Genomic DNA, 20,136 nt, shown 5'->3' with positions numbered 1-20,136 from the left:
CCGGCCGATCAAGGTGTGCGTTCCACACGGATGGAACCCGGCGTCAGCGGACGGGTGTAGAAGGACGACCACTGGCCGCCCTGGACACGCTCGAACGACAGCAGCCGGCCGTCTGTGGCCCGGTAGTGGGCGAAGTCGAGGAGCCCCCGGTCGGGGTGGCCCGTCATCCCCTCGGAGCGGAAGGCCACCGTGCCGCGCTCGACGGGGAAGAACTCCACACCCTCCATGATCAGCATGTGCTTGGCCGGGACCATCCCCTGGGTCGGCACCTGGGTCCACAACATGACCTCGAGATGGAGGGGCTCGCCCTCCGCGGAGCCGCGGCGCTCCTCGACGGAGAGCCACTGGTAGCGCCGGACGCCCTCATCGAGGAGGTACTCCGTCCACTGGTCGCCCTGCCGCGACAGGTGCAGGGCGCCGATGGCACGGGACTTCACGCCCTGGATGTGGACGGTGTCCCCTACCTTGATCGTCCTGGGATCGAAGTAGTCGGCCGCGGGGGCCGGAACGCGGACGGACTCGGCCTCCGGCTCCTCGAGCGGCAGCGGCGGCATGGGCGCCGGAACCCTGCCCTGCCGGGCCGTCGCGACGAACGCGCCCAGGACGACGACCAGTGTGGCGACACCCAACACGAGCACGACCGCTGCCGTCATGCCGCGCGATCCTACTGGAGGCGGCGCACCACCGCATCGATCCTTTCATCGGTCGCCGTAAGGGCGATCCGCACATGGGCGCGACCTGCGACTCCGTAAAAGTCGCCTGGTGCCACCAAAATGCCCTTTTCGGCCAGCACGCGTACCTGCTCCCAGCAGTCGGTGCCGTCGGTGGCCCACAGATAGAGGCCGGCCGTGGAGTGGTCGATCCGCCAGCCCGCGCGTTCCAGCGCGGGACGGAGCACCTCCCGCCGCCGGGCGTACCGCCCCCGCTGCTCGTCCGCGTGCTCGTCGTCGTCGAGGACGGCGGCCATCGCGGCCTGGACCGGGGCGGAGACCATCATGCCCGCGTGCTTGCGCACCTCGAGAAGCCGCTTCACCAGGGCGGGGTCTCCGGCGACGAATCCGGCCCGGTAGCCCGCGAGGTTGGATCGCTTGGACAACGAGTGAACCGCGAGGAGCCCCTCGTGCGAGTCCCCGCAGACGTCGGGGTGCAGGACGGAGACCGGATGGTCCTCCCAGCCGAGCTCGAGGTAGCACTCGTCGGAGGCCACCACCGCGCCGCGCTCACGCGCCCAGGCCACGACCTTGCGCAGGTGCTCGGTGGGCAGCACCCTGCCCGTCGGGTTGGACGGCGAGTTGACCCAGACGAGCGGCACCCGCTCGGGGCCCACGGCGAGGAGGCCGTCCGCCGCGTACGGCTCGGCTCCCGTCAGGCGGGCGCCCACGTCGTAGGTGGGGTAGGCCAACTCGGGGATGACGACGCGATCCCCGCGTCCGGCGCCCAGGAGCGTCGGCAGCCAGGCCACCATCTCCTTGGAGCCGATCGTCGGCAGCACGTCGGCCGGGTCGACCGTGACCCCGTGCCTGCGCCGCAGCCATCCCGCGGCCGCCTCACGCAGCCGCGCGGTGCCGTACGTCTGGGGATAGCCGGGGCTGTCGGCGGCCGCGGCGAGCGCCTTGCGCGCGACCGCGGGCACCGGGTCGACGGGCGTGCCGATCGACAGGTCGGCGATCCCGTCCGCGTGAGCCTGGGCCAACTCCTTGTACGGCGCGAGCCGATCCCACGGGAAGTCGGGCAACTCGATCAACGGATCACCCCGGTCAGCGGACGGGCCCGCACTCAGTGGTCCTCGGCCTGCGGAGGGAGAGCGGCGACGACGGGGTGATCCTTGTCGATCTTCCCCACCTTCGAGGCGCCGCCGGGCGACCCGAGCTCGTCGAAGAACTCCACGTTGGCCTTGTAGAAGTCCTTCCACTGGTCGGGAAGGTCATCCTCGTAGAAGATCGCCTCTACCGGGCACACCGGCTCACACGCCCCGCAGTCCACGCACTCGTCGGGGTGGATGTAGAGCATGCGCTCGCCCTCGTAGATGCAATCGACGGGGCACTCCTCGATGCACGCCTTGTCCAGGACATCCACGCAAGGCTGCGCGATGACGTACGTCACCTCGGGCTCCTTCTGGGTTGCACGGCTCGGCCGCGGTTTGCTACGCCCTAGTATTGCGTTGCCTGTCGAGTAGCCGGAACAGGAGGGGGCCAATCATCGTGAGCCCTCGGTTCGGAGCCAGGCTGGTCGTGGCCATCACCCCCGAAGACGTGGGGCGACGGGTGACCGTGCGACGTTTCGAGGCCGGTGTTTTCCGTGACGCGGTCGGCGTGTTGGAGTCGTGGACCGGCGGCGTCCTCACCCTGCGCAGGCGAGACGGCTCGACGGTCGAGATCGCCGAGGACTCCATGGTGGCGGCCAAGATCGTGACTCCTCCCCCGCGTGCCTCCTCGACCGGCGGCTGAGTAACGCGGAATATACGTAGCGTGACCATACGTGCCAGTGCTGTAGTGGTGATGCTCGTCTCGGCGGCGGCGTGTTCCGCGCCGACATCGAAGGGCGACAAGGAGCTCCCGCCGGTGAACCCGATGGCGGCGAGCATGAAGGACGGGTTCTCCACCATGGACAGGCTGGTGGAGGCCGCCAAGCGGGAGGGCACGCTGACCGTCGTGGGACTGCCGCGCGGCTGGGTGAACTACGCGGACATCATGGACCGCTTCTCCGACAAGTACGGCATCAAGGTCATCGGGGTCTCCCCCGAGGCGAACAGCCAGCAGGAGATCGACGCGGCGACCCGGCTGCGCGGATCCAAGGACGCGCCCGACGTGTTCGACCTGAGCCTGGACGTCGCGGTCGCGAACGCCAAGCGGTTCGCCCCTTACAAGGTCGTCGGCTGGGGCGACGTCCCCGACCGGCTGAAAGACGCCAAGGGCCTCTGGTACGGCGTGTACGGCGGCTACATGTCGATCGGCTACGACCCCAGGAAGCTCTCGGCCCCGGCGTCCTACGCGGCGCTGGCCAAGCCCGGCGTCTCCGTGGCGCTGCCGGGCGATCCCCTGCGGACCGCCTCCGCCTTCAGCGGCGTGATGGCCGCCTCGCTCGACGGCGGAAAGGTCGACGCCGCACGCGGCGTGGACCTGTTCGCCCGGATCAAGCGCGCCGGGATGCTCAGCCAGCCGGACCGCGCCGCCTCCGTCGTCGACTGGGACTTCCTCAACACCGCACGGGCGGAGACCTCCGCCCGGGACGACAAGCCCGCCTGGCAGGTGACGATCCCGCGGGACGCGGTCCTCGCGTCGTACTACGTGCAGGCCATAAGCAAGGACGCCCCGCACCCGGCCGCCGCGCGGTTGTGGGAGGAGTTCCTCCTGTCCGACGAGGGCCAGAACCTCTACCTCAAGGCCTACGCCCGGCCGGCCAGGATGGAGGCGATGGAGATGCGCGGAACGCTCGACAAGACCGCCGCCGCCAAGCTTCCCGCGGCGACGGGAAACCCCGTCGTCCTCACCGTCCCCGAGCAGGATGAGGCCAAGTCCTACCTCAAGACACATTGGTCACAAGCGGTGGGCTAAGCGTGCACAACTCGCAGGGGCACCCGAAGCCGTAAAGTGTGTCGCTATCTGAATGACTCAGAATGCGAGCTGATCTTGCGGTACGAAACCCCCAATCTCACGAGATGGAACGCTCGTGCGTATGACAGCTCCTTCGGCTACGTCTCCGCGCACGGAGCGCCGCTCGTGGAGCTGCTCGATCCCCGGCCGGGCGAGCGGGTGCTCGACCTCGGCTGCGGGACCGGCGTGCTCACGGCCGACATCGCCGCCCGCGGCGCCGAGGTCCTCGGGATCGACGGCTCCCACTCGATGATCGAGACGGCCATCGCCCAGCACCCCGGTCTGGACTTCATCGTCGGCGACGGTCACGATTTCACGGTGGCCCAGCCGTACGACGCGGTGTTCTCCAACGCCGCGCTGCACTGGATGAGCCGTGACCCCGAGGCGGTGATCGCGTGTGTGCGCATGGCCCTGCGCCCTGGCGGACGGTTCGTGGCGGAGCTCGGCGGCGCGGGCAACTGCGCGGCGCTCACGTCCGCGATGCTGACCGCCTGGCGGGAGTACGGCCTGCGCGAGCCCGAGCTTCCCTGGTATTTTCCCAGCCCGGCCGAGTATGCCCGGCGTCTGGAGCAGGGGGGCTTCACCGTCCGGATCCTGGAATACTTCGATCGCCCGACGCCGCTCGACGAATGCCCGAACGGCGCCGCCGACTGGGTGCGGCTGTTCGCGGGCTCCCTGCTGGACGGCGTGCCGCCCGCGACCGTGGAGCCGCTGCTGCTGCGGGTCAACGAGCTCGCCGCCCCCGCCCTTCGCCGGGAGTCCGGGTGGATGGCCGACTACGTCCGGCTGCGGTTCGCCGCCGTTCGTCCCTGACGCAGTGCCCCTGCGAATGGGGATTTGTCAGACTATGGTCTGGTCCGACGGAGTGATGGGGAAAGCATGAACTTCTGCCTGAGTGACCTCGTGCCACCGCTGCGCTGGAGTGACGCCTCCCGCATCGGAATCCTGAGCGAGCAGGGCGATCTGCCGGACGCCTGGTGGCGCAGCCTGCCCATGGAGCGGGTGCTCGGTGTCATGGACCCCGAGGGCCTCGGCGAGCTGATCACCGATCTGGCGCTGGAGCACTGGCCGGCCGCCGCGGTGGGCGACGTCCTGCCGGCGCTCTACGTGCTCGACCCCGACGAGGCCGACGATCCTCAGGTCGCGATCGCGCTCGACCGCGCGGGGTCCTGGCCCGGCCTGCTCACCCTGTCCGGCCGCGAGCTCACCGACCAGCCCTTCATCAAGGCCCGGCCCGTGCTGACCGCCCTGTTCACCGCCGTGTTCACCCGGCTGGCGCCGTCCCTGGGCGAGGACGCCGAGCAGGCCCCCACCAGGGCCCACTCGGCCGACGGCCCGGCCAGGCACCTCAAGTCGGTGCCCGAGGTGCCGGCGCCGCGGCAGCCGCAGAGCGAGGTCGACTTCCCCGCCCTGATCGACGCGGCGTTCTCCGACATGGACGACAGGACCTGGATGGTCGCGCAGAACCGGGTCTTCACGGACGCGCCGTCCGCCATCGAGGAGCTGGCCAAGCTCCTCGCCGTCTCCACCGACGTCATCCAGGCGCTCGAGACCACTCTGCGCGTCTGGCTGGCCGAATGGCTCGGCAAGCCGGAGGCCCTGCCGTACAAGGCGCACCTGGCCTGGCTCGCCGACGAGTTGGGGGTGGCCGCGCCGAAGAGCCGGCTGATCACGGCGGCCGAGTGGCACGAGCACGAGCTGCGCTCGCTCGACGTCCCGGCCTGGCACTTCGTGGTGGCGACCCTGCCCGGTTACCAGGTGTCCGGCGACTGGCTGGTGGCGGGAGACCTCGCCGATCTGCACGAGCGCACGCGTGGCCTGATCGTCAACGCCGAGCGCCCGCCGACCGTGGCCCGGGCGCTGGAACTGGTCTCCTCCCTCGGCATCCACCCCGATGTGGCCAAGGAATGGCTGGAGAACGTCCCGCAGCTGCGCATCCAGAGCAGCAGCAAGAGCAACGGCGCGCGCCACGCCATGAACGGCTCCGCGGCCGACAAGCCGGTGGGCCAGCTCAAGGACGTGTCCCTCACGCGAAGGTGCTTCCGCCAGCCTGACGGCCGCTGGTGGCTGCGGGTGGACATCACCGACGAGCATCTGCGGGGCGCCGAGGTGCCGATGCCGACCGGTTTCGCCGCCTATCTCGGTCTCACGCCGGGCGAGAACCGGCCCGCGCGGAGCGCGGCGGGAGACGTGGAGCTCACCTGGATATCGCGCCCCGGCTTCGGATCACTGCAGCGGATCCTCACCGAGGTCGCCGCCAAGGAGGGCAGCCACGTCTTCCTGACCATGTCGGACGAGGGCATGTTGCGGGTGCGGCACCTCGCGGCGGCCAACGGCGGCGACCCGACCTCCCAGGCGTTGCGCCTTGTCGGGTACACGGCCCCCGGCGGCACCTTCGACCAGGCCGTGCGCGTGATCGCGACGAGGATCGGCCTCTCCGGGCCGGCCGGACGGCCCGAGCTCATCACCAGGCTCCGCGAACGAGGCGACCGCGACCTCATCTCCTTACTGGACTAGGGCGATGCCCCGGCTCGCGATCTCCCCGGAGTTCACCAGGGAGCTCAGCACCCTGGCCCGGCCGGTCCGACGGGAGGCCGTGGTCGCGGTCCGCGGGTTCCTGGGCAACTCCTCTTCGGCGCCGCATCCGGAGCGGGTGCGCAACGGCCGCGACCACCGGGTGACCACGCTTCGCCTGGCCGACCGTCACCGGGCCGTGGCCGTACGGCAGGGCGACACCTATTGGCTGGTCACGGTGCTCCCGGACGCGGCGGCCTGGGCGTACGCACAGCGTCACCGGTTCGGGGTCAACCCCGCCATCGGAGTGATCGAGACCTGGGACGCGGAGGCGCTGGATCGCGTCGAGCCGGCGTTGCGAAGGTCGGCCCAGCGGTCGGAGCAGCGGTTGTTCGCCGGGTTCTGCGACACGGACCTGCTGGAGATCGGCGTCGATCAGCAGATGTTGCGGCTCCTGAGGCTGATGACCACCGAGTCGCACTTCGAGGCGCTCGAATCCCTGCTTCCGGAGAGCCAGTTCGCCCCTCTGGCGGCGCTCGCCCGCGGCGGCACCCTCACGGACGCCTGGCGCGAACTCGACGCCTGCCGCTCCTCGGAGCCCGGCGTCGTCGACACCGGCGACCTGGCGGCCGCTCTGCGGCGAAGCCCCCACCTCGCCGCGTTCGCGGCCGATCTCGACGAGCTCGACCGGATCATGGCCCTGCCGCACTGGTGCACCTTTCTGCATCCCCCGCAGCACACGTACGCGAACTGGGCCGGGTACGACGGGCCGGTGCTGGTGACGGGGGGCGCGGGCACCGGGAAGACGATCATCGCCCTGCACCGGGCCGCCCACCTCGCCCGCGCCGGCGCCGGTCCCATCATGCTCGTGACGTTCTCCCAGGGCCTGGCCACCGAGCTGTCCTCACGGCTCGACCTGATCGTCGACGACGAGGTCGTGCGCAAGCGGGTCGAGGTCGGCAACGTCGACCGGCTCGCCCACCGAATCGTCGCTGAGGCGGAGGGGCGGCCACCCGCCATCGTCGGCGCCGGCGACCTGGCGACCCTCTGGGAGGAGGCGGCGGGCAGCCGGTTCGGGGCCGCGTTCCTGCTGCGGGAGTGGGAGCAGGTCATCCTCGCCCAGAACCTCCGCACGCTGGCGGAGTACCAGGCCGCAGGCCGCCCGGGCCGGAGCGTGGAGCTGGGCCCGCAGAGCCGGGCCGAGGTGTGGGAGGCGGTCGGGCACGTCGTCGACCGGCTGAAGGAGTCGGGGCGCCGCACGCTCCTCCAGCTCGCCGCCGAGGCGGCGGGGCTGCTCGGGGAGTCGACGGGCGACCTCCTCGGCGAGCAGGCGCCGGGGCGGGAGCCGTACCGGCACGTCGTGGTGGACGAGGCGCAGGACCTGCACCCGGCGCAGTGGCGGCTGCTGCGGGCGGCCGTCCCCGTCGCGCCGGACGACCTGTTCATCGTGGGCGACCCCCACCAGCGCATGTTCGACACCCGGGTCGCGCTGGCGAACGTCGGCATCCCCGCCCGCCGGTTTCATCTGAAGATCTCCTATCGTCTTTCCCGGGAGATCCTTTCCTGGGGCGTCCGGCTCCGGGGAGGCGGGCCCGCCGACGGTCTCGTCGAGGGGGTCGCCGACCTGTACGGCTTGCGCGCCGTCCGGAACGGGACGCGCCCGACGGTCCTGGAGTACGTCAGCCCCGAGGCCGAGATGGCCGGTCTGATCGCGCATGTGTCCGAGTGGATGGAGGAAGGCGTGCCGACGCATGACATCGCCGTCGCCGCTCGCACCGCCGAGCTGGTCAAGGCCGCCCGGACGGCTCTGCGTGACGCGGGGATAACAGTGAAAGTCACGATGCTGCACGGGATGAAAGGGCTGGAATTTCGCAGGGTGGCCGTGATAGGCGTGGCTGACGGAATCGTGCCGGCGCCCGACGCGCTGACCCCGGCCTCGGAGGACCCCACCGCCCGGGCCCACGATCTGCAACGAGAACGGGGGTTGCTCTACGTGGCGTGCACCCGAGCCGGCGAGCTGCTGTACGTGTCCTACTCCGGCCGGGCAAGTCCCTTCCTGCCTGGTTGATCCCCTACCCTGAACTGCGGATATATTCCCCTTGCCGGTTGGACCTGCATTGAACCTGAGCCTGAGCGACATCGTGCCCCCCCTGCGCTGGACGGCCCCGAGCCAGGTGGAGCCGATCGCAAGCGATCCCGGCCTTCCCGACGCCTGGTGGCAGTCGCTTCCGCTCGACCGGGCCTGCGCCCTGGTGGGAACCGCGCAGGTCGCGTCCCGCCTGACCGACCTCACCAGCGCCTGCTGGGAGCATCTGATCCTCGGCGACATCCTGCCGCTGCTCAGATTCACCGACCCCGCGGACTGCCTCCAGACGCCGGGCTCCCGCGAGGGCGTGCACAGGCTGTTCGCAGGAGTGCTCGACAAGCTGCTGGCGACCGACCCGGCGGACGATCCCTCGGCGGCCGCGCTGCCGGAGATCATCGACCGGCTCTTCGCCCGTCTCGACGACCGGCAGCGGGCCATCGCGAGGGACCGGCTGTACTTCGACGCCTCGCAGAACTCCGCCCAGACCGCGCAGCGGGCCACGCTCGACGAGCTGGCCCAGAGGTTCTCCGTGACCCGGGAGCGGATCAGGCAGATCGAGCGCGACCTCCGCGAGCACGTCCTGAGCTGGCTGGCCGGGCCGGAGGCCGCCCCCCTCAACGCCCATCTGTCCTGGCTGCACACCCGGCTCGGGTCCGCCGTGCCCGCGGACGAGCTCGCCGTCGCCGCACCGTGGCACCGGACGGAGCTGGCCACCCTCGCGATCCCCGCGTGGCGCTTCGTGCGCACCCTGCTCACGGGCTACGAGCAGGCGGACGGCTGGCTGGTCGCCGGAGGCGCCGAGGAGCTGCGCGAGAAGACCCGGCAACTGTTCGCGGACGGCCCGCGGAAGCTGGACGAGGCCGTCTCCCTCGTCTCGCAGCTCGGCGTGCGCGAGGACCTGGCCGAGCGGTGGATCGTCTCCGTCCCCCAGCTGCGGGTGCTGGACGGGCACGTGGTCCCGTGGCCGCGCGGCGTCAACGACAAGGCCGAGGCGGTGCTGGCCGTCGCCGGCACCCCCCTGAGCCCCGAGGAGATCCAGGAGCGGATCGGCGAGGACCACAGCGTCGTCGGCGTGCGCAACCAGCTCGCCTCCGACGAGCGATTCATCCGCCTCGACCGCAACAAGTACGGCCTGCGGCGCTGGGGCGGCGGCGAGGAGTACCTCGGCATCCGCGAGATGATCGTCAGGGAGATCGAGCGGGCGGGCGGCGAGGCGTCGGTCAACACGATCGTCGGCAACCTGACGTCGCGGTACGAGGTGAGCGAGAGCTCGGTCCGCGCGTACGCGGGCGGGCCGGGATTCGAGCGCACCCAGCGCGGCTGGATCCGGGTCGCCGGGCCGGAGCAGGGCGAGCCGTACCACCCGCGCAAGGACGTCTCGATGACCCGGCGGTCCTTCCGCAGCCGCGACGGCCGCTGGTGGCACCGCGTCGACATCAACGCCGAGCACCTGCGTGGGTCGGGGTCCCCGCTGCCGACCGGTTTCGCCGCCCACCTGGGGATGGCGCCCGGAGGGCAGCTGACGGCCTCCACGCCGGCGGGCGACGTGGTGATCAGCTGGCACAACCAGCCGACGATGGGCTCCATCAGGCCGGTGCTGGTCGACTACAACGCCTCGGACGGCGACCACGTCTTCATCACGGTCTCCGACGGCGGGGAACTGCTGACCCGCTTCCTCCCGGCGTCGGCGGCCGGGCTGCCGTCGCTCAACCGGGCCCTGCACCTCATCGGCTACACGGCCCCCGTGGCGTCCGACGCGGAGGGCGTCCGGCTCATCGGCGCCCGCATCGGCCTCCCCGAGGGCGCGACCCGCGAAGAGGTGCTCGAGCGGCTGAGGGAACGGGGCGACCGGGACATCCTCGGTTTCCTCGCCTAGGCTCAGGAGCATGCTCCGGGTCTACGACACGCGCGCCGGGCAGGTGGAGCCGGTCGTCGCCACGGGTTCGCGGGTCCTGCGGATGTACGTCTGCGGGCCCCCCGCCCACCGGTACGCCCATCTCGGAGACCTCCGCTCGCTCCTGCTCGCCGACCTGGTCAGGCGGGTGGCGGAGCGGCGGGGACCGCGCGTGGTCGCCTGCCGGAGCGTCGCGGACGTGAGCGGCCATGGGGAGGCGGCGAGCGCCTCCGACGGCAAGCCGCCCCCGCCGCTGTACGAGGACGCCTTCCGCGCCGACGCGCTCGCCCTGAACATCCGCACTCCGGAGCACACCCCGCGGGAGTCGGAGAACCTCGACACGGTGATCGAACTGATCACCCGGCTGATCGAGCTGGGCCGGGCCCGTCCCGCGCCCGACGGGTCGGTGTACTTCGACGCGGACCCCCGGTGGCCGCTGTGGACGGCCGCGGTGCCCGCCTGGGACTCTCCCTGGGGTCCCGGCGCCCCGGGTCCTCATGTGGGCTGTTCGGCTCTGTCCGCGCGGTTCCTCGGCGGGCGCGTCGACCTCTACGCCGGCGGCGCCGACCGCCATCAGGAGGGAGTGCGCGCCGAGTCGGGCGCGGCCGCAGGCCGCGGGACGACCGCGCCCTGGCTCCACGGCGGGCCCCTGCTCTTCGAGGGCAGGCCGGCAAACGGCCCCGACCCGGTGCTCCTGTCCGACGTCACGGCGGAGGGCCTCGACCCGCTGGCCGTACGGCTCGCGCTCATGGGGCGGCACCACCGGGAACAGGCCGACCTCACCGGGGAGTCGCTCAGGGCTGCGGCCCGGACCCTCCGGCGCTGGCGGCGGCGGGTGGCCGACTGGGCCGAGTCGCCGAGCCGTCCCATCGACGCCGGCCGGGCGGAGGCGGTCCAGCGGGCGCTCGACGACGACCTCGACATGCCACGGGCGCTGCGCATCCTGCACGACCTCGAGGACGACGGCGGCGTGGCGCCGGGCTCCCGGTTCGAGACGTTCCTCCACTTCGACCACGTGCTCGGCCTCGACCTGTCGATCGACATCGGGAAGGTCCCGACGCTCCCGCCCGGCGCGGGAGAACTGCTGCGGGCACGTGAACGCGCGCAGGAGGAGGGCGACTGGGCCGCCTCCGACCGGCTCCGCGACGATCTGGCCGAGCTCGGGGTGAAGGTCGCCGACACCCCGACGGGTCAGTCCTGGAGCCTCTGAGGGCTCACGACCACCCCGTCCTCATCGCTGTAGAGCCACTGGCCCGGGGCGAAGGTCACCTCACCGAAGGTCACCGGGACGCCGACCTCGCCCCGTCCCTCCTTCGCGCTCCTGCGCGGGTTGGATCCCAGGGCCTTGACGCCGAGGTCGAGCCCGGCCAGCGCCGCCGTGTCCCTGACCGCGCCGTTGACGATCACACCCGACCACCCGTGCCGTACGGCGGACGCCGCGAGGAGGTCGCCCAGCAGGGCCGTCCGCAACGATCCGCCGCCGTCCACGACGAGGACCCGCCCGTCCCCGGGTGTGCCGAGCACCTGTCGCACGAGCGCGTTGTCCTCCAGACAGCGGACCGTCTCGATCCGCCCGAGGAACCGGGTGCGTGAGCCGTACGAGCGGAACTGGCTGACGCAGCTGCTCAGCGCGTCGCCGTGGGCGTCGAACAGGTCAGCGGTCGTGAAGGTCATGCCCGGATCTCCCCTCCCGGGATCGGCTCCACCGGGCTGCCATGTGGGGGTAGCCGCCGTCGTCCAGGTCGGCCAGCCGCTCGAAGGGGTTCCACGAGGCCGGATTCCCGCAGATGGCGTAGGACACGCCCGCGGCGACGACGTACAGCACGATCATGGGCAGGCCGACGCACGCGACGTACTGGTTGGCATGCCGGGCCTCGTGGTCGAGCAGCCTGCCGGTGAGGTAGCCCTCGCCGTTCTTGGTGAGGACCACGTTGCCCACAGTGAACGCCCCGGCGACGGGGAAGGGGATGCGGTACCCGTGGGCGAAGATCAGCCCCTGCTCGCCCCTGCACGGACGCGCGCCGCCGATCAGCGCGATGAGCAGGCCGGCCGGGGTGGAGAGGTTGACGTAGTTGATCACCTGCCGGGTCCGGTGCCATCGCCGCATGACCTCAGAATCGGCGACGGCCGTCCCGAGGTAAAGCACCTGTCTCAGGTGCCGCCGGGCGACTTCAGCAGCCACGACCCGCTGGAGCGGGTGAGCAGGACGGCGGCCGCGACGGCGACGGCCCCGCCGTAGAGGTACCAGTACCCCGACGAGTCTCCGGCGATCGCCAGGTCTCCGGCGGGCTGCCGGGTGGCGAGCAGGAACGACGACACGAGCCAGCCCACCGCCGGCACCGCCGCCCCGAGTCTGCCGCCCATCAGCCTGCCCATGCCGTACGGCACGGCGAACAGGATCAGCAGCCATCCCAGCGCGGCGATCGGCACGGTTCCCACGTACCAGGAGTGCTCGAACGCGCCGATGACGCCCAGCACGAGGCCCAGCAGGAACAGCATGCCGTAGGCCGCGCCCGTCACCGGTCTCATGCCGCAGAGGTTAGCGGATGCCCGCGAACAGGTCGTCTTCGCGGTTGTAGGGCGCACCGATGCCGCCGGCCTCATGGGGCGCGCCGACGCCGGAGGGACCGGGGACCCCGGCCCGCAGGATGAAGTGCTCGACGCCGAGCGCCTGCTGGCCGATCTTGTTCGAGAGCGCGAACCAGGGTGCGTCGACGGCGATCTGGGAGGCGTGCGCGCGCATGGCGTCGAGCTTGGCCTCCACGTGCGGCCGCGCGTCGATCTCCGTCGTGACCTCCCCGTCGCCGCAGCCGAAGGGCATGTCGTCGGAGTCGACGTTCCAGAACTCCACGTCGGCCTCGCGCATCGCCTCGGCCGTCCGCCTCATCACCGACTTGGGCATCGCCGTCTGGTAGAACTTCGCGATCCGCCACGGGTCGCCGCCCGGGTGCCGGGAGTCGGCGGCGAGCTGGAAGGCCCGCCAGGCCACCCGGTGGGCCTGGATGTGGTCGGGGTGCCCGTAGAAGCCGTTCTCGTCGTAGGTGACCAGGACCTGCGGGCGGACCTGCCGGATCACGGTGACGAGCTCGGCCGCGGCCTCGTCGAGGTCCGCCTGCCAGAAACAGCGGGGGTCCTCGTTGGTCGCGGCGCCCATCATCCCCGAGTCGCGCCACCGGCCCGCGCCGCCGAGGAAACGGTGATCGGTGACGCCGAGCGCCTTGCACGCCGCGGCGAGCTCGCCGACGCGGTACTGCCCGAGGGTGTCGTCACGATCGGCCGCGTGGTGGGCGAGCTCCGGCGGGATGACCTCCCCCTCCTCGCCGAGCGTGCAGGTGACGAGCGTAACGTGGGCGCCCTCTGCCACATATCTGGCCATCGTCGCCCCCGTGCCGATCGATTCGTCGTCGGGATGGGCGTGAACGAGCAGCAGGCGCCGATCAGTCATGGCTTCGAGCCTAGGTCATGGCCCCACCCGCCGGGACGGCTGACAGTATGGGGGGCTATGACTGAGAGCTTCCCGCGGCTGTATGCCAGGACCCGCCGGTTCACCCTCGGAATTCCCCGTGGCTTCACGATCTCCCCGGACGGCGGCCGGGTCGTCTTCCTCCGGACGAAGTCGGGCACGGATCCGGTCACGTGCCTGTGGGAGCTCGACACCGCCACCGGGGTGGAGCGTCTCGTGGTCGACCCGCTGTCGCTGGGGGCCGCCGACGAGGACCTGCCCGCCGAGGAGCGGGCCCGCCGCGAGCGGTCGAGGGAGTCGGCCGGCGGGGTGGTCGCCTACGCGACCGACCGCGACGTGCGGCAGGCCGTCTTCGCGCTGTCCGGCGAACTCCACCTGGCCGACCTCGCCACGGGCGCGGTGCGCGGGCTCACGACTCCGGGCGCGGTGATCGACCCCCGGCTGAGCCCCGACGGCACGCGGGTGGCCTACGTCACGGCGGGCGCCCTGCACGTCCAGGACGTCGCGACCGGCGCGGACCAGGTGCTGGCCGCGCCCGAGGGCGACGAGGTCGCCTACGGCCTGGCGGAGTTCATCGCCGCCGAGGAGATGGACCGCATGCGCGGCTACTGGTGGGCGCCGTCCGGCGACCGGCTGCTGGTCGCCCGCGTCGACGAGTCGCCGGTCGGGTTGTGGCACATCGCCGACCCGGCGAACCCGGACCGCCCTGCCGTGGCCCAGCGTTATCCGGCCGCCGGCACCGCCAACGCGGAGGTCTCCCTCTTCGTGCTGGGTCTCGACGGCTCCCGGGTCGCGGTGCCGTACGAGCACGAGTACCTGGTGACGGCCTCCTGGAACGGGCACGGACTGTCCATCGTCACGCTCTCGCGCGACCAGCGGACCCGGCGCCTGCTCGCCATCGACCCCTCGACGGGCGCGACGGACCTCGTCCGGGAGGACACCGACCCCGCCTGGCTGGACATCGTCCCCGGCGTGCCCGGCCGGCTGTCCGACGGGCGGCTCGTCTGGGCGACGGTGGCGGAGGGCGGGCACCGCCTGTTCGTCGGCGAGGAGCCGGTGACGCCCCCGACGCTGCAGGTGCGCGCCGTCCTGGACGTCGACGGCGACACCGTCCTGTTCACGGCCTCGACCGAGCCCACCGAGATCCAGCTGTGGACCTACTCGGGCGGCTCGCTCCGCCCGGTGACCACCGACTCCGGGGTGCACTCCGGACGCCTGTCCGGCGGCGTCACCGTCGTCCAGCGGCAGAGTCTCGACACCGAGGGCATGACGGTGACCGTCGTGCGCCGTGACGGCACCACCGCGCCCATCGCCTCGGTCACCGAGCGCCCCGGCATCGAGCCCCGGGTCTCCCTCGTGCGCGCCGGATCGCGCGACCTGTCCACGGCGGTGCTGCTGCCGTCCTGGCACGTGCCCGGCTCCGGCCGCCTGCCCGTCCTGATGGACCCGTACGGCGGGCCGCACGCGCAGCGGGTGCTCTCCGCCGGCCGGATGTTCCTGGAGCCCCAGTGGTGGGCCGAGCAGGGCTTCGCGGTGGTGGTCTCCGACGGCAGGGGCACACCCGGCCGCGGCCCCGCGTTCGAGCGTGAAGTGCTGCACGACCTGTCGATGGCGCTGGAGGACCAGGTGGACGCCCTGCAGGGGGTGGCCGCGCTGTACCCGGACGACCTCGACCTGTCGCGGGTGGCGATCAGGGGCTGGTCGTTCGGCGGCTACCTGTCGGCCCTCGCGGTGCTGCGCCGGCCCGACGTCTTCCACGCCGCCGTCGCCGGGGCCCCCGTCACCGACTGGCGGCTCTACGACACCTGCTACACCGAGCGTTACCTCGGCCACCCCGACGAGGGCCACTACGAGGCGTCGTCGCTGATCGGCGACGCCGAGAAGCTCGAGCGGCCGCTGCTGCTGGTCCACGGCCTCGCCGACGACAACGTGGTCGCGGCGCACACGCTCAGGTTGTCGTCGGCCCTGCTGGCGGCGGGCCGGCCGCACACCGTCCTGCCCCTGTCCGGAGTCACCCACATGACTCCGCAGGAGGTCGTCGCGGAGAACCTGCTGCTGCTCCAGCTGCAGTTCCTCACCGGCTCGCTCGGCGGCGAGTTCCGCCGGGACTAGGCGGGCGCGAACGGAGTGAGGGCGGCCGGTCCCGCGATGTCGCGGGGCCGGCCGCCCTCGGCCGTTCTCACCTGCCCTTGCCGTGCCAGCTGTCCCACAGCGCGGCGTACGCTCCGCCGGCTGCGACGAGCTCGTCGTGCGAGCCGAGCTCGCTCACACGCCCGTCCTCCACGACCGCCACGCGGTCGGCGTCGTGGGCGGTATAGAGCCGGTGGGCGATCGCGATCACCGTGCGGCCCTCCAGGACCGCGGCCAGCGAGCGCTCCAGATGCCTGGCCTCTCGCGGGTCGATCAGCGACGTGGCCTCGTCGAGCACCAGCGTGTGCGGGTCGGCCAGGACGAGCCTGGCCAGCGCCAGCTGCTGCGCGTGGGCCGGGGAGACGGCCTCGCCGCCCGAGCCGACGACCGTGTCCAGGCCTTTGTCGAGGGTCTGCGCCCACTCCCAGGCGTCCACGGCCTCAAGCGCCCTGCGCACCTCGTCGTCCGTCGCGTCCGGCCGCCCGATCAGCACGTTGTCGCGCAGAGTCCCGCGGAACACGTGGTGCTCCTGCGTGACGAGCGCCACGTGGCCGCGCAGCTCGTCCAGCGGCAGCTCGACGAGCTCGACGCCGCCGACGGTGACCGAGCCGGTCCGCGGGCCGTGGATGCCCGCGAGCAGGCGTCCCAGCGTGGACTTGCCCGCGCCTGACGGGCCCACCATGGCGAGCCGTTCCCCCGCGCGGACGTCGAGGTCGATGCCGTGCAGCACGTCGTGACCCTCGCGGTAGGCGTAGGTCACGCCGGTCGCCTCCAGCTCCTCGCCGCGCGGACGCTCGTCGCCGGCGACGCGGTCGTCGGGCACGTTGACCACGCCGAGCAGCCGGGCCATCGACGCGCCGCCGACCTGGAGCTCGTCCATCCACGACAACACCCGGTCGAGCGGGTCGATCAGCTGCTGCACGTACAGCGTGGCCGCGGTGACCTGGGCGAGCGAGACCCAGCTCTCGGAGTGGAACAGCCCTCCCAGCAGCAGGGTCGCCACGACGGGGATCACGTAGCCGATCTCGACGGTCGGGAACCAGATCATCCGCAGCCCGAGGGTGTACCGCTCCGCCGCGAACGACTTGGCGATGTCGCCGTCCGTCCGCCGGTGGCGGCGCCTCTCGATGCCCAGGGCCTCGACGGTCCGCGCGCCCTCGACGGTCTCGGCCAGCCCCTCGGTCATGTCCGCGTAGGCCGCGTTCTCCCGGAGGTAGCCGTCCGTGGCCCGCTTCAGGTACCACCTCGTGGAGATCCAGATCAGGGGCACCGCCACCAGGCAGGGCACCGCCATGATCGGGCCGACGAGCAGCAGCGCGCCCACGGCGAACAGGCACGTGACGACCGCGATCAGGGTCTCGGGCACGGCGTGCCGCACGGACCGGGACAGGGCGTCGACGTCGCGCGACGTACGCGTGATGAGGTCGCCGGAGCCCGCCCGCTCCACCGTCGACAGCGGCAGGGCGAGCACCTGGTCCACGAAGTCCTCACGGAGCTCGGCCAGGACCTTCTCGCCCAGCCGCGACGAGGCGTAGACCGCGAACCTGACCAGCACCGCCTGCACGACCACGAAGCCCGCGATGGCCAGTGCGACCGTGTTCACGTCGACGTCGTTCGAACCGTCGGCGACCGCCTGGACCAGCTCTCCCAGCAGCCGCGGAGAGGCGAGGCCCGCGATCGCCGCGAGGGCGTGCAGGGACAGCGCCAGCCCGAGTTCCTTCGGATACTTCAGGGTCAGCCGCCGCGCGTAGGCACGCACCTGCGCGCGGTCGGCGACCGGCAGAATCCGGCCTGCCATGGTCAGCCCTCCCCTCTCGTGACTACGGCCGAATAGCCGGGCTCCGCGTCCAGCAGTTCCCGATGGCTTCCCTCGGCCCTGACCTTGCCGTCCTCGACGAACACGACCAGATCCGCGCGGTCGAGGACGAGCGGGCTGGTGGTGCAGACCAGCGTGGTGCGGCCCGCGCGGGCCTTGCCGAGCCGGTCCGCGATGCGGGCCTCCGTGTGGGCGTCGACCGCGCTGGTCGGCTCGACCAGGACCAGGACGTCCGGGTCGGCGGTCAGCGCCCGGGCGAGCCGCAGCCGCTGCTGCTGCCCGCCGGAGAACTCCCGGCCCGCCTCGGCGACGCGGGCGTCGAGGCCGTCGGGCAGGGCCTCGACGATGTCGTCGGCGCAGGCGGCGTGCAGCGCAAGCCGTACGTCGTCGTCGGTCGCCGTGCCCCGCACGTCGAGCTCGTCGCGCAGGCGCCCGGTGAACAGCCGGGCCGCGTTGTCGGCGACCAGGATGTGCCGCCTGACCTCGCCGACCGGCAACTCGGCCAGGGAGACGCCGCCGAGGGTCACCTCGCCAGGCGTGTAGCGTCCCAGCCGGTCCGTGATCGCCGCCGCCTCCTCGGGAACCGCCGCGACGAGCGCGGTCAGCCTGCCCGGCCGTACGGCGACGCCGGACTCGCCGTCCAGCAGGACGTCCGACACGGCCTCGGCGGGCAGGGTGCCCGTCCCGTCCCGGATCTCGGGTTCCAGCGACAGGATCCGGCACACCCGGCGTGCGGCCACGTGTCCCTTGGTCAGCTTGTCGGCGGCCTCCGTGACCGTCCGCAGGGGGGCGATCAGGAACGCGGCGTAGGCGTAGAACGCGACGAGCTGGCCGGGACTGATCCGCCCGTCCAGCGCGAATTGGGCGCCCAGCCAGGTGACGGCCGCGATGAGCACGCCGGGCAGCAGGATCTGGGCGCCCTCCAGCGCCGACTCGACCGAGGCCACCCGGACGCCCGCCCGCCGCACCCCCTGCGACTCCTCGCGGTAGCGGGCGGAGAAGAGCGCCTCGCCGCCGATCCCCCGCAGCACCCTCAGGCCGCCGACGATGTCGGAGGCGCGGGTCGCGAGGTCTCCCTGCAGGTCGCGCTGGGCGTGCTGCCTCTTGTGCAGCGGTCTGAGCAGAGGGCCCACGGCCGCGGCCATCAGCGGGACACCGATGAGCACGATCAGTCCCAGCGGAGGCGACGTGGTCAGCAGGATCACCGTCACCGTGCCGATCGCGACGAGCGCTCCGGTGCCGCGCAGGAGGATGTCCATCGCGTTGCCGATGTGGGCGATGTCGGAGTTGCCGACGCTGACGACCTCGCCGGTCGACAGGCGTTTCGGCAACGTCGCGCCCAGCCGGGTCGCCTGCCGTGCGGTCACCTGCACCGTGCGGTAGGCCGCGCCGAGCCAGGTCAGCACCGCGAACCGGTGCCGCAGGACCCCCGTGACCGCCTGGATCGCGCCCAGGCCGAGGATCGCGGCCGACCACTCCACGAGATCGCCCGTACGGCTTCCCGCCAGCGCGTCGATCGCCCGGCCCAGGGCGGCGGGGACGAGCGCCTGCGCGAGCCACCACAGGATGGCCATGGAGATGCCGACGAGCATCGGCCACTTCTGGACACGCGCCACCCACCACAGGTACCGGAGGGGCCCGCGGGTGTCTGGAGTGCCGGGATCGGCGACAGGCAAGGAAATCATGGTCATTCTAGGCTCGCAAGATCGCAGGTCATCGGGCAAATGGTTTTCCGCCGTCAACCAGGGTTGACATGCCGCCGGGTGTCAACTTAGGTTTACAGCATGAGCGACACGGCACAGCTGGCCAACGACGCCGGCAGCCGCGACCCGGCCACAGGGCTGCGGGCCGTACGGGCCCTGCGGCTGCTGGTCGAGCGGCTGGAAGCACTACAGGTGGAGAACGCCCGCACCGCGGGATGGTCCTGGCAGGACATCGCGCTCCTGCTGGGAGTGACGCGGCAGGCGGTGCACAAGAAGTACGCGGGCGGACGGGGACTGATGAGGCGGGAGAAGTAGACGATGTTCGAACGATTCACCGACGAGGCCCGGCAGGTGGTCAAGCTCGCCCAGGGGAACGCCCGGACCCTCCGGCACAACCACGTCGGCACCGAGCACCTTCTTCTCGGCATCCTGGAGCAGCCGGACACCCTGGCGGCACGGCTCGTGAACCGGCACGGCCTCGACCACGCGCAGGCGTCGGCGGCGGTGGTGCGCGTTCTCGGCACCCTGCCGGTCGGCGACATCGACGCGGACGCCCTCGAGGCCATCGGCATCGACCTGACGGCGGTGCGTGAGAAGGTCGAGGCCGCCTTCGGGCCGGGGGCCCTCGACCGCCATCCGAGCAGGGACCGGCGAGGCGGCCTCGTCAGCGGGCGCAGCATCCCCTTCACGCCACGCGCCAAGAAGGTCCTCGAACTGTCCCTGCGCGAGGCCCTCGCGCTCAAGAGCCGCAACATCCGCGACGGCCACATCCTGCTCGGCCTGCTCCGCGAAGGAGAGGGCCTCGGCGTCAGGATCCTCTCCGACGCGGACATCGACCTTCCGACCCTTCGTGAGGAGATGCGCGCCGAGGTGGGCGCCTCACGCCAGTAGGCGCCCGATGAGCCGGGGGCACCCGGCGGCGTGCGCCGGTGCGACC

Annotated in this window: 19 protein-coding genes; 10 read left to right on the top strand and 9 right to left on the bottom strand. The window is 72.0% G+C overall.

Annotation, left to right across the window (positions count from 1 at the left end; all coding sequences use genetic code 11):
- Nucleotides 1-8 precede the first annotated feature (8 nt).
- From Pph01_RS11400 to fdxA, 3 genes are read right to left on the bottom strand one after another with little or no spacing between them, the layout of a single operon-like run.
- Entirely contained in the window at nt 9-653 is a 645-nt protein-coding gene (locus tag Pph01_RS11400; RefSeq protein ID WP_204072986.1) for a DUF4178 domain-containing protein, read from the bottom strand.
- 11 nt (nt 654-664) lie between these two features.
- On the bottom strand, nt 665-1,744 hold the full coding sequence (dapC, locus tag Pph01_RS11395; RefSeq protein WP_204072985.1) for a succinyldiaminopimelate transaminase: 1,080 nt from the start codon (nt 1,742-1,744) through the stop codon (nt 665-667).
- Between the two features lie 32 nt (nt 1,745-1,776).
- Nucleotides 1,777-2,103, bottom strand: coding sequence for a ferredoxin (gene fdxA / locus Pph01_RS11390; protein ID WP_204072984.1), 327 nt, complete (start codon nt 2,101-2,103; stop codon nt 1,777-1,779).
- A 98-nt stretch (nt 2,104-2,201) separates the two neighbouring features.
- Between fdxA and Pph01_RS11385 the strand changes: the two genes are divergently transcribed.
- The 7 genes from Pph01_RS11385 (at nt 2,202) to Pph01_RS11355 (ending at nt 11,297) form a co-directional block, all read left to right on the top strand.
- Entirely contained in the window at nt 2,202-2,447 is a 246-nt protein-coding gene (locus Pph01_RS11385) for a hypothetical protein (RefSeq protein ID WP_204072983.1), read from the top strand.
- A gap of 21 nt (nt 2,448-2,468) precedes the next feature.
- A complete protein-coding gene (locus Pph01_RS11380; protein ID WP_239116601.1) occupies nt 2,469-3,554 on the top strand; it encodes an ABC transporter substrate-binding protein in 1,086 nt (361 codons plus the stop codon).
- 75 nt (nt 3,555-3,629) lie between these two features.
- A complete protein-coding gene (locus Pph01_RS11375; protein ID WP_204072982.1) occupies nt 3,630-4,406 on the top strand; it encodes a class I SAM-dependent methyltransferase in 777 nt (258 codons plus the stop codon).
- A 66-nt stretch (nt 4,407-4,472) separates the two neighbouring features.
- Nucleotides 4,473-6,110, top strand: a complete 1,638-nt coding sequence (locus Pph01_RS11370) for a hypothetical protein (protein WP_204072981.1) — start codon at nt 4,473-4,475, stop codon at nt 6,108-6,110.
- Nucleotides 6,111-6,114: 4 nt separating this feature from the next.
- Complete coding sequence (locus Pph01_RS11365) at nt 6,115-8,175, top strand: UvrD-helicase domain-containing protein (RefSeq protein ID WP_204072980.1); 2,061 nt, start codon at nt 6,115-6,117, stop codon at nt 8,173-8,175.
- Nucleotides 8,176-8,224: 49 nt separating this feature from the next.
- Nucleotides 8,225-10,069 carry a sigma factor-like helix-turn-helix DNA-binding protein gene (locus tag Pph01_RS11360; RefSeq protein ID WP_204072979.1) on the top strand — a complete coding sequence of 615 codons (1,845 nt, stop codon included), beginning with the start codon at nt 8,225-8,227 and terminating at the stop codon, nt 10,067-10,069.
- A 10-nt stretch (nt 10,070-10,079) separates the two neighbouring features.
- Nucleotides 10,080-11,297 (top strand): CysS/YqeB C-terminal domain-containing protein, encoded by a 1,218-nt coding sequence (locus Pph01_RS11355; protein ID WP_204072978.1) that lies wholly within the window; start codon nt 10,080-10,082, stop codon nt 11,295-11,297.
- On the opposite strand, the gene rraA is transcribed toward Pph01_RS11355, so the two are convergent.
- From rraA to mshB, 4 genes are read right to left on the bottom strand one after another with little or no spacing between them, the layout of a single operon-like run.
- Nucleotides 11,279-11,761: a ribonuclease E activity regulator RraA gene (gene rraA / locus Pph01_RS11350; RefSeq protein ID WP_204072977.1), complete on the bottom strand. Its 483-nt coding sequence runs from the start codon at nt 11,759-11,761 to the stop codon at nt 11,279-11,281. The genes Pph01_RS11355 and rraA overlap by 19 nt on opposite strands.
- Nucleotides 11,742-12,194 carry a hypothetical protein gene (locus tag Pph01_RS11345; RefSeq protein ID WP_204072976.1) on the bottom strand — a complete coding sequence of 151 codons (453 nt, stop codon included), beginning with the start codon at nt 12,192-12,194 and terminating at the stop codon, nt 11,742-11,744. The genes rraA and Pph01_RS11345 overlap by 20 nt, the downstream gene beginning before the upstream one ends.
- Nucleotides 12,195-12,238: 44 nt before the next feature.
- A complete protein-coding gene (locus Pph01_RS11340; protein ID WP_204072975.1) occupies nt 12,239-12,616 on the bottom strand; it encodes a DUF6113 family protein in 378 nt (125 codons plus the stop codon).
- Between the two features lie 10 nt (nt 12,617-12,626).
- Nucleotides 12,627-13,532 carry an N-acetyl-1-D-myo-inositol-2-amino-2-deoxy-alpha-D-glucopyranoside deacetylase gene (mshB, locus tag Pph01_RS11335; RefSeq protein WP_204072974.1) on the bottom strand — a complete coding sequence of 302 codons (906 nt, stop codon included), beginning with the start codon at nt 13,530-13,532 and terminating at the stop codon, nt 12,627-12,629.
- Between the two features lie 57 nt (nt 13,533-13,589).
- Between mshB and Pph01_RS11330 the strand changes: the two genes are divergently transcribed.
- Nucleotides 13,590-15,662 carry a DPP IV N-terminal domain-containing protein gene (locus tag Pph01_RS11330; RefSeq protein WP_204072973.1) on the top strand — a complete coding sequence of 691 codons (2,073 nt, stop codon included), beginning with the start codon at nt 13,590-13,592 and terminating at the stop codon, nt 15,660-15,662.
- A 67-nt stretch (nt 15,663-15,729) separates the two neighbouring features.
- Here the strand turns inward: Pph01_RS11330 and Pph01_RS11325 are convergent, their stop codons facing one another.
- Nucleotides 15,730-17,478: an ABC transporter ATP-binding protein gene (locus Pph01_RS11325; RefSeq protein WP_204072972.1), complete on the bottom strand. Its 1,749-nt coding sequence runs from the start codon at nt 17,476-17,478 to the stop codon at nt 15,730-15,732.
- Between the two features lie 2 nt (nt 17,479-17,480).
- Nucleotides 17,481-19,181, bottom strand: coding sequence for an ABC transporter ATP-binding protein (locus Pph01_RS11320; RefSeq protein WP_204072971.1), 1,701 nt, complete (start codon nt 19,179-19,181; stop codon nt 17,481-17,483).
- Between the two features lie 99 nt (nt 19,182-19,280).
- Here Pph01_RS11320 and Pph01_RS11315 point away from each other — a divergent pair, with 99 nt between their 5' ends.
- Together Pph01_RS11315 and Pph01_RS11310 are read left to right on the top strand one after the other, a co-directional pair.
- Nucleotides 19,281-19,514, top strand: a complete 234-nt coding sequence (locus Pph01_RS11315; protein ID WP_204072970.1) for an RNA polymerase subunit sigma-70 — start codon at nt 19,281-19,283, stop codon at nt 19,512-19,514.
- Between the two features lie 3 nt (nt 19,515-19,517).
- Nucleotides 19,518-20,090 (top strand): Clp protease N-terminal domain-containing protein, encoded by a 573-nt coding sequence (locus tag Pph01_RS11310; RefSeq protein WP_204072969.1) that lies wholly within the window; start codon nt 19,518-19,520, stop codon nt 20,088-20,090.
- The last annotated feature ends 46 nt before the right edge of the window (nt 20,091-20,136 follow it).

It is taken from the genome of Planotetraspora phitsanulokensis, assembly GCF_016863295.1.
Lineage (GTDB): Bacteria > Actinomycetota > Actinomycetes > Streptosporangiales > Streptosporangiaceae > Planotetraspora > Planotetraspora phitsanulokensis.
This window is presented reverse-complemented; position numbering and strand designations above follow the sequence as displayed.

Bases quoted from the DNA above. Each gene is read 5' to 3' on its own strand.
- Pph01_RS11370 (WP_204072981.1), top strand. From the start codon at position 4,473: ATGAACTTCTGCCTGAGTGACCTCGTGCCACCGCTGCGCTGGAGTGAC.
- Pph01_RS11315 (WP_204072970.1), top strand. From the start codon at position 19,281: ATGAGCGACACGGCACAGCTGGCCAACGACGCCGGCAGCCGCGACCCG.
- Pph01_RS11340 (WP_204072975.1), bottom strand. From the start codon at position 12,616: ATGAGACCGGTGACGGGCGCGGCCTACGGCATGCTGTTCCTGCTGGGC.
- mshB (WP_204072974.1), bottom strand. From the start codon at position 13,532: ATGACTGATCGGCGCCTGCTGCTCGTTCACGCCCATCCCGACGACGAA.
- rraA (WP_204072977.1), bottom strand. From the start codon at position 11,761: ATGACCTTCACGACCGCTGACCTGTTCGACGCCCACGGCGACGCGCTG.
- Pph01_RS11325 (WP_204072972.1), bottom strand. From the start codon at position 17,478: ATGGCAGGCCGGATTCTGCCGGTCGCCGACCGCGCGCAGGTGCGTGCC.
- Pph01_RS11365 (WP_204072980.1), top strand. From the start codon at position 6,115: ATGCCCCGGCTCGCGATCTCCCCGGAGTTCACCAGGGAGCTCAGCACC.
- Pph01_RS11355 (WP_204072978.1), top strand. From the start codon at position 10,080: ATGCTCCGGGTCTACGACACGCGCGCCGGGCAGGTGGAGCCGGTCGTC.
- Pph01_RS11310 (WP_204072969.1), top strand. From the start codon at position 19,518: ATGTTCGAACGATTCACCGACGAGGCCCGGCAGGTGGTCAAGCTCGCC.
- Pph01_RS11330 (WP_204072973.1), top strand. From the start codon at position 13,590: ATGACTGAGAGCTTCCCGCGGCTGTATGCCAGGACCCGCCGGTTCACC.
- Pph01_RS11345 (WP_204072976.1), bottom strand. From the start codon at position 12,194: ATGCGGCGATGGCACCGGACCCGGCAGGTGATCAACTACGTCAACCTC.
- Pph01_RS11320 (WP_204072971.1), bottom strand. From the start codon at position 19,181: ATGATTTCCTTGCCTGTCGCCGATCCCGGCACTCCAGACACCCGCGGG.
- Pph01_RS11400 (WP_204072986.1), bottom strand. From the start codon at position 653: ATGACGGCAGCGGTCGTGCTCGTGTTGGGTGTCGCCACACTGGTCGTC.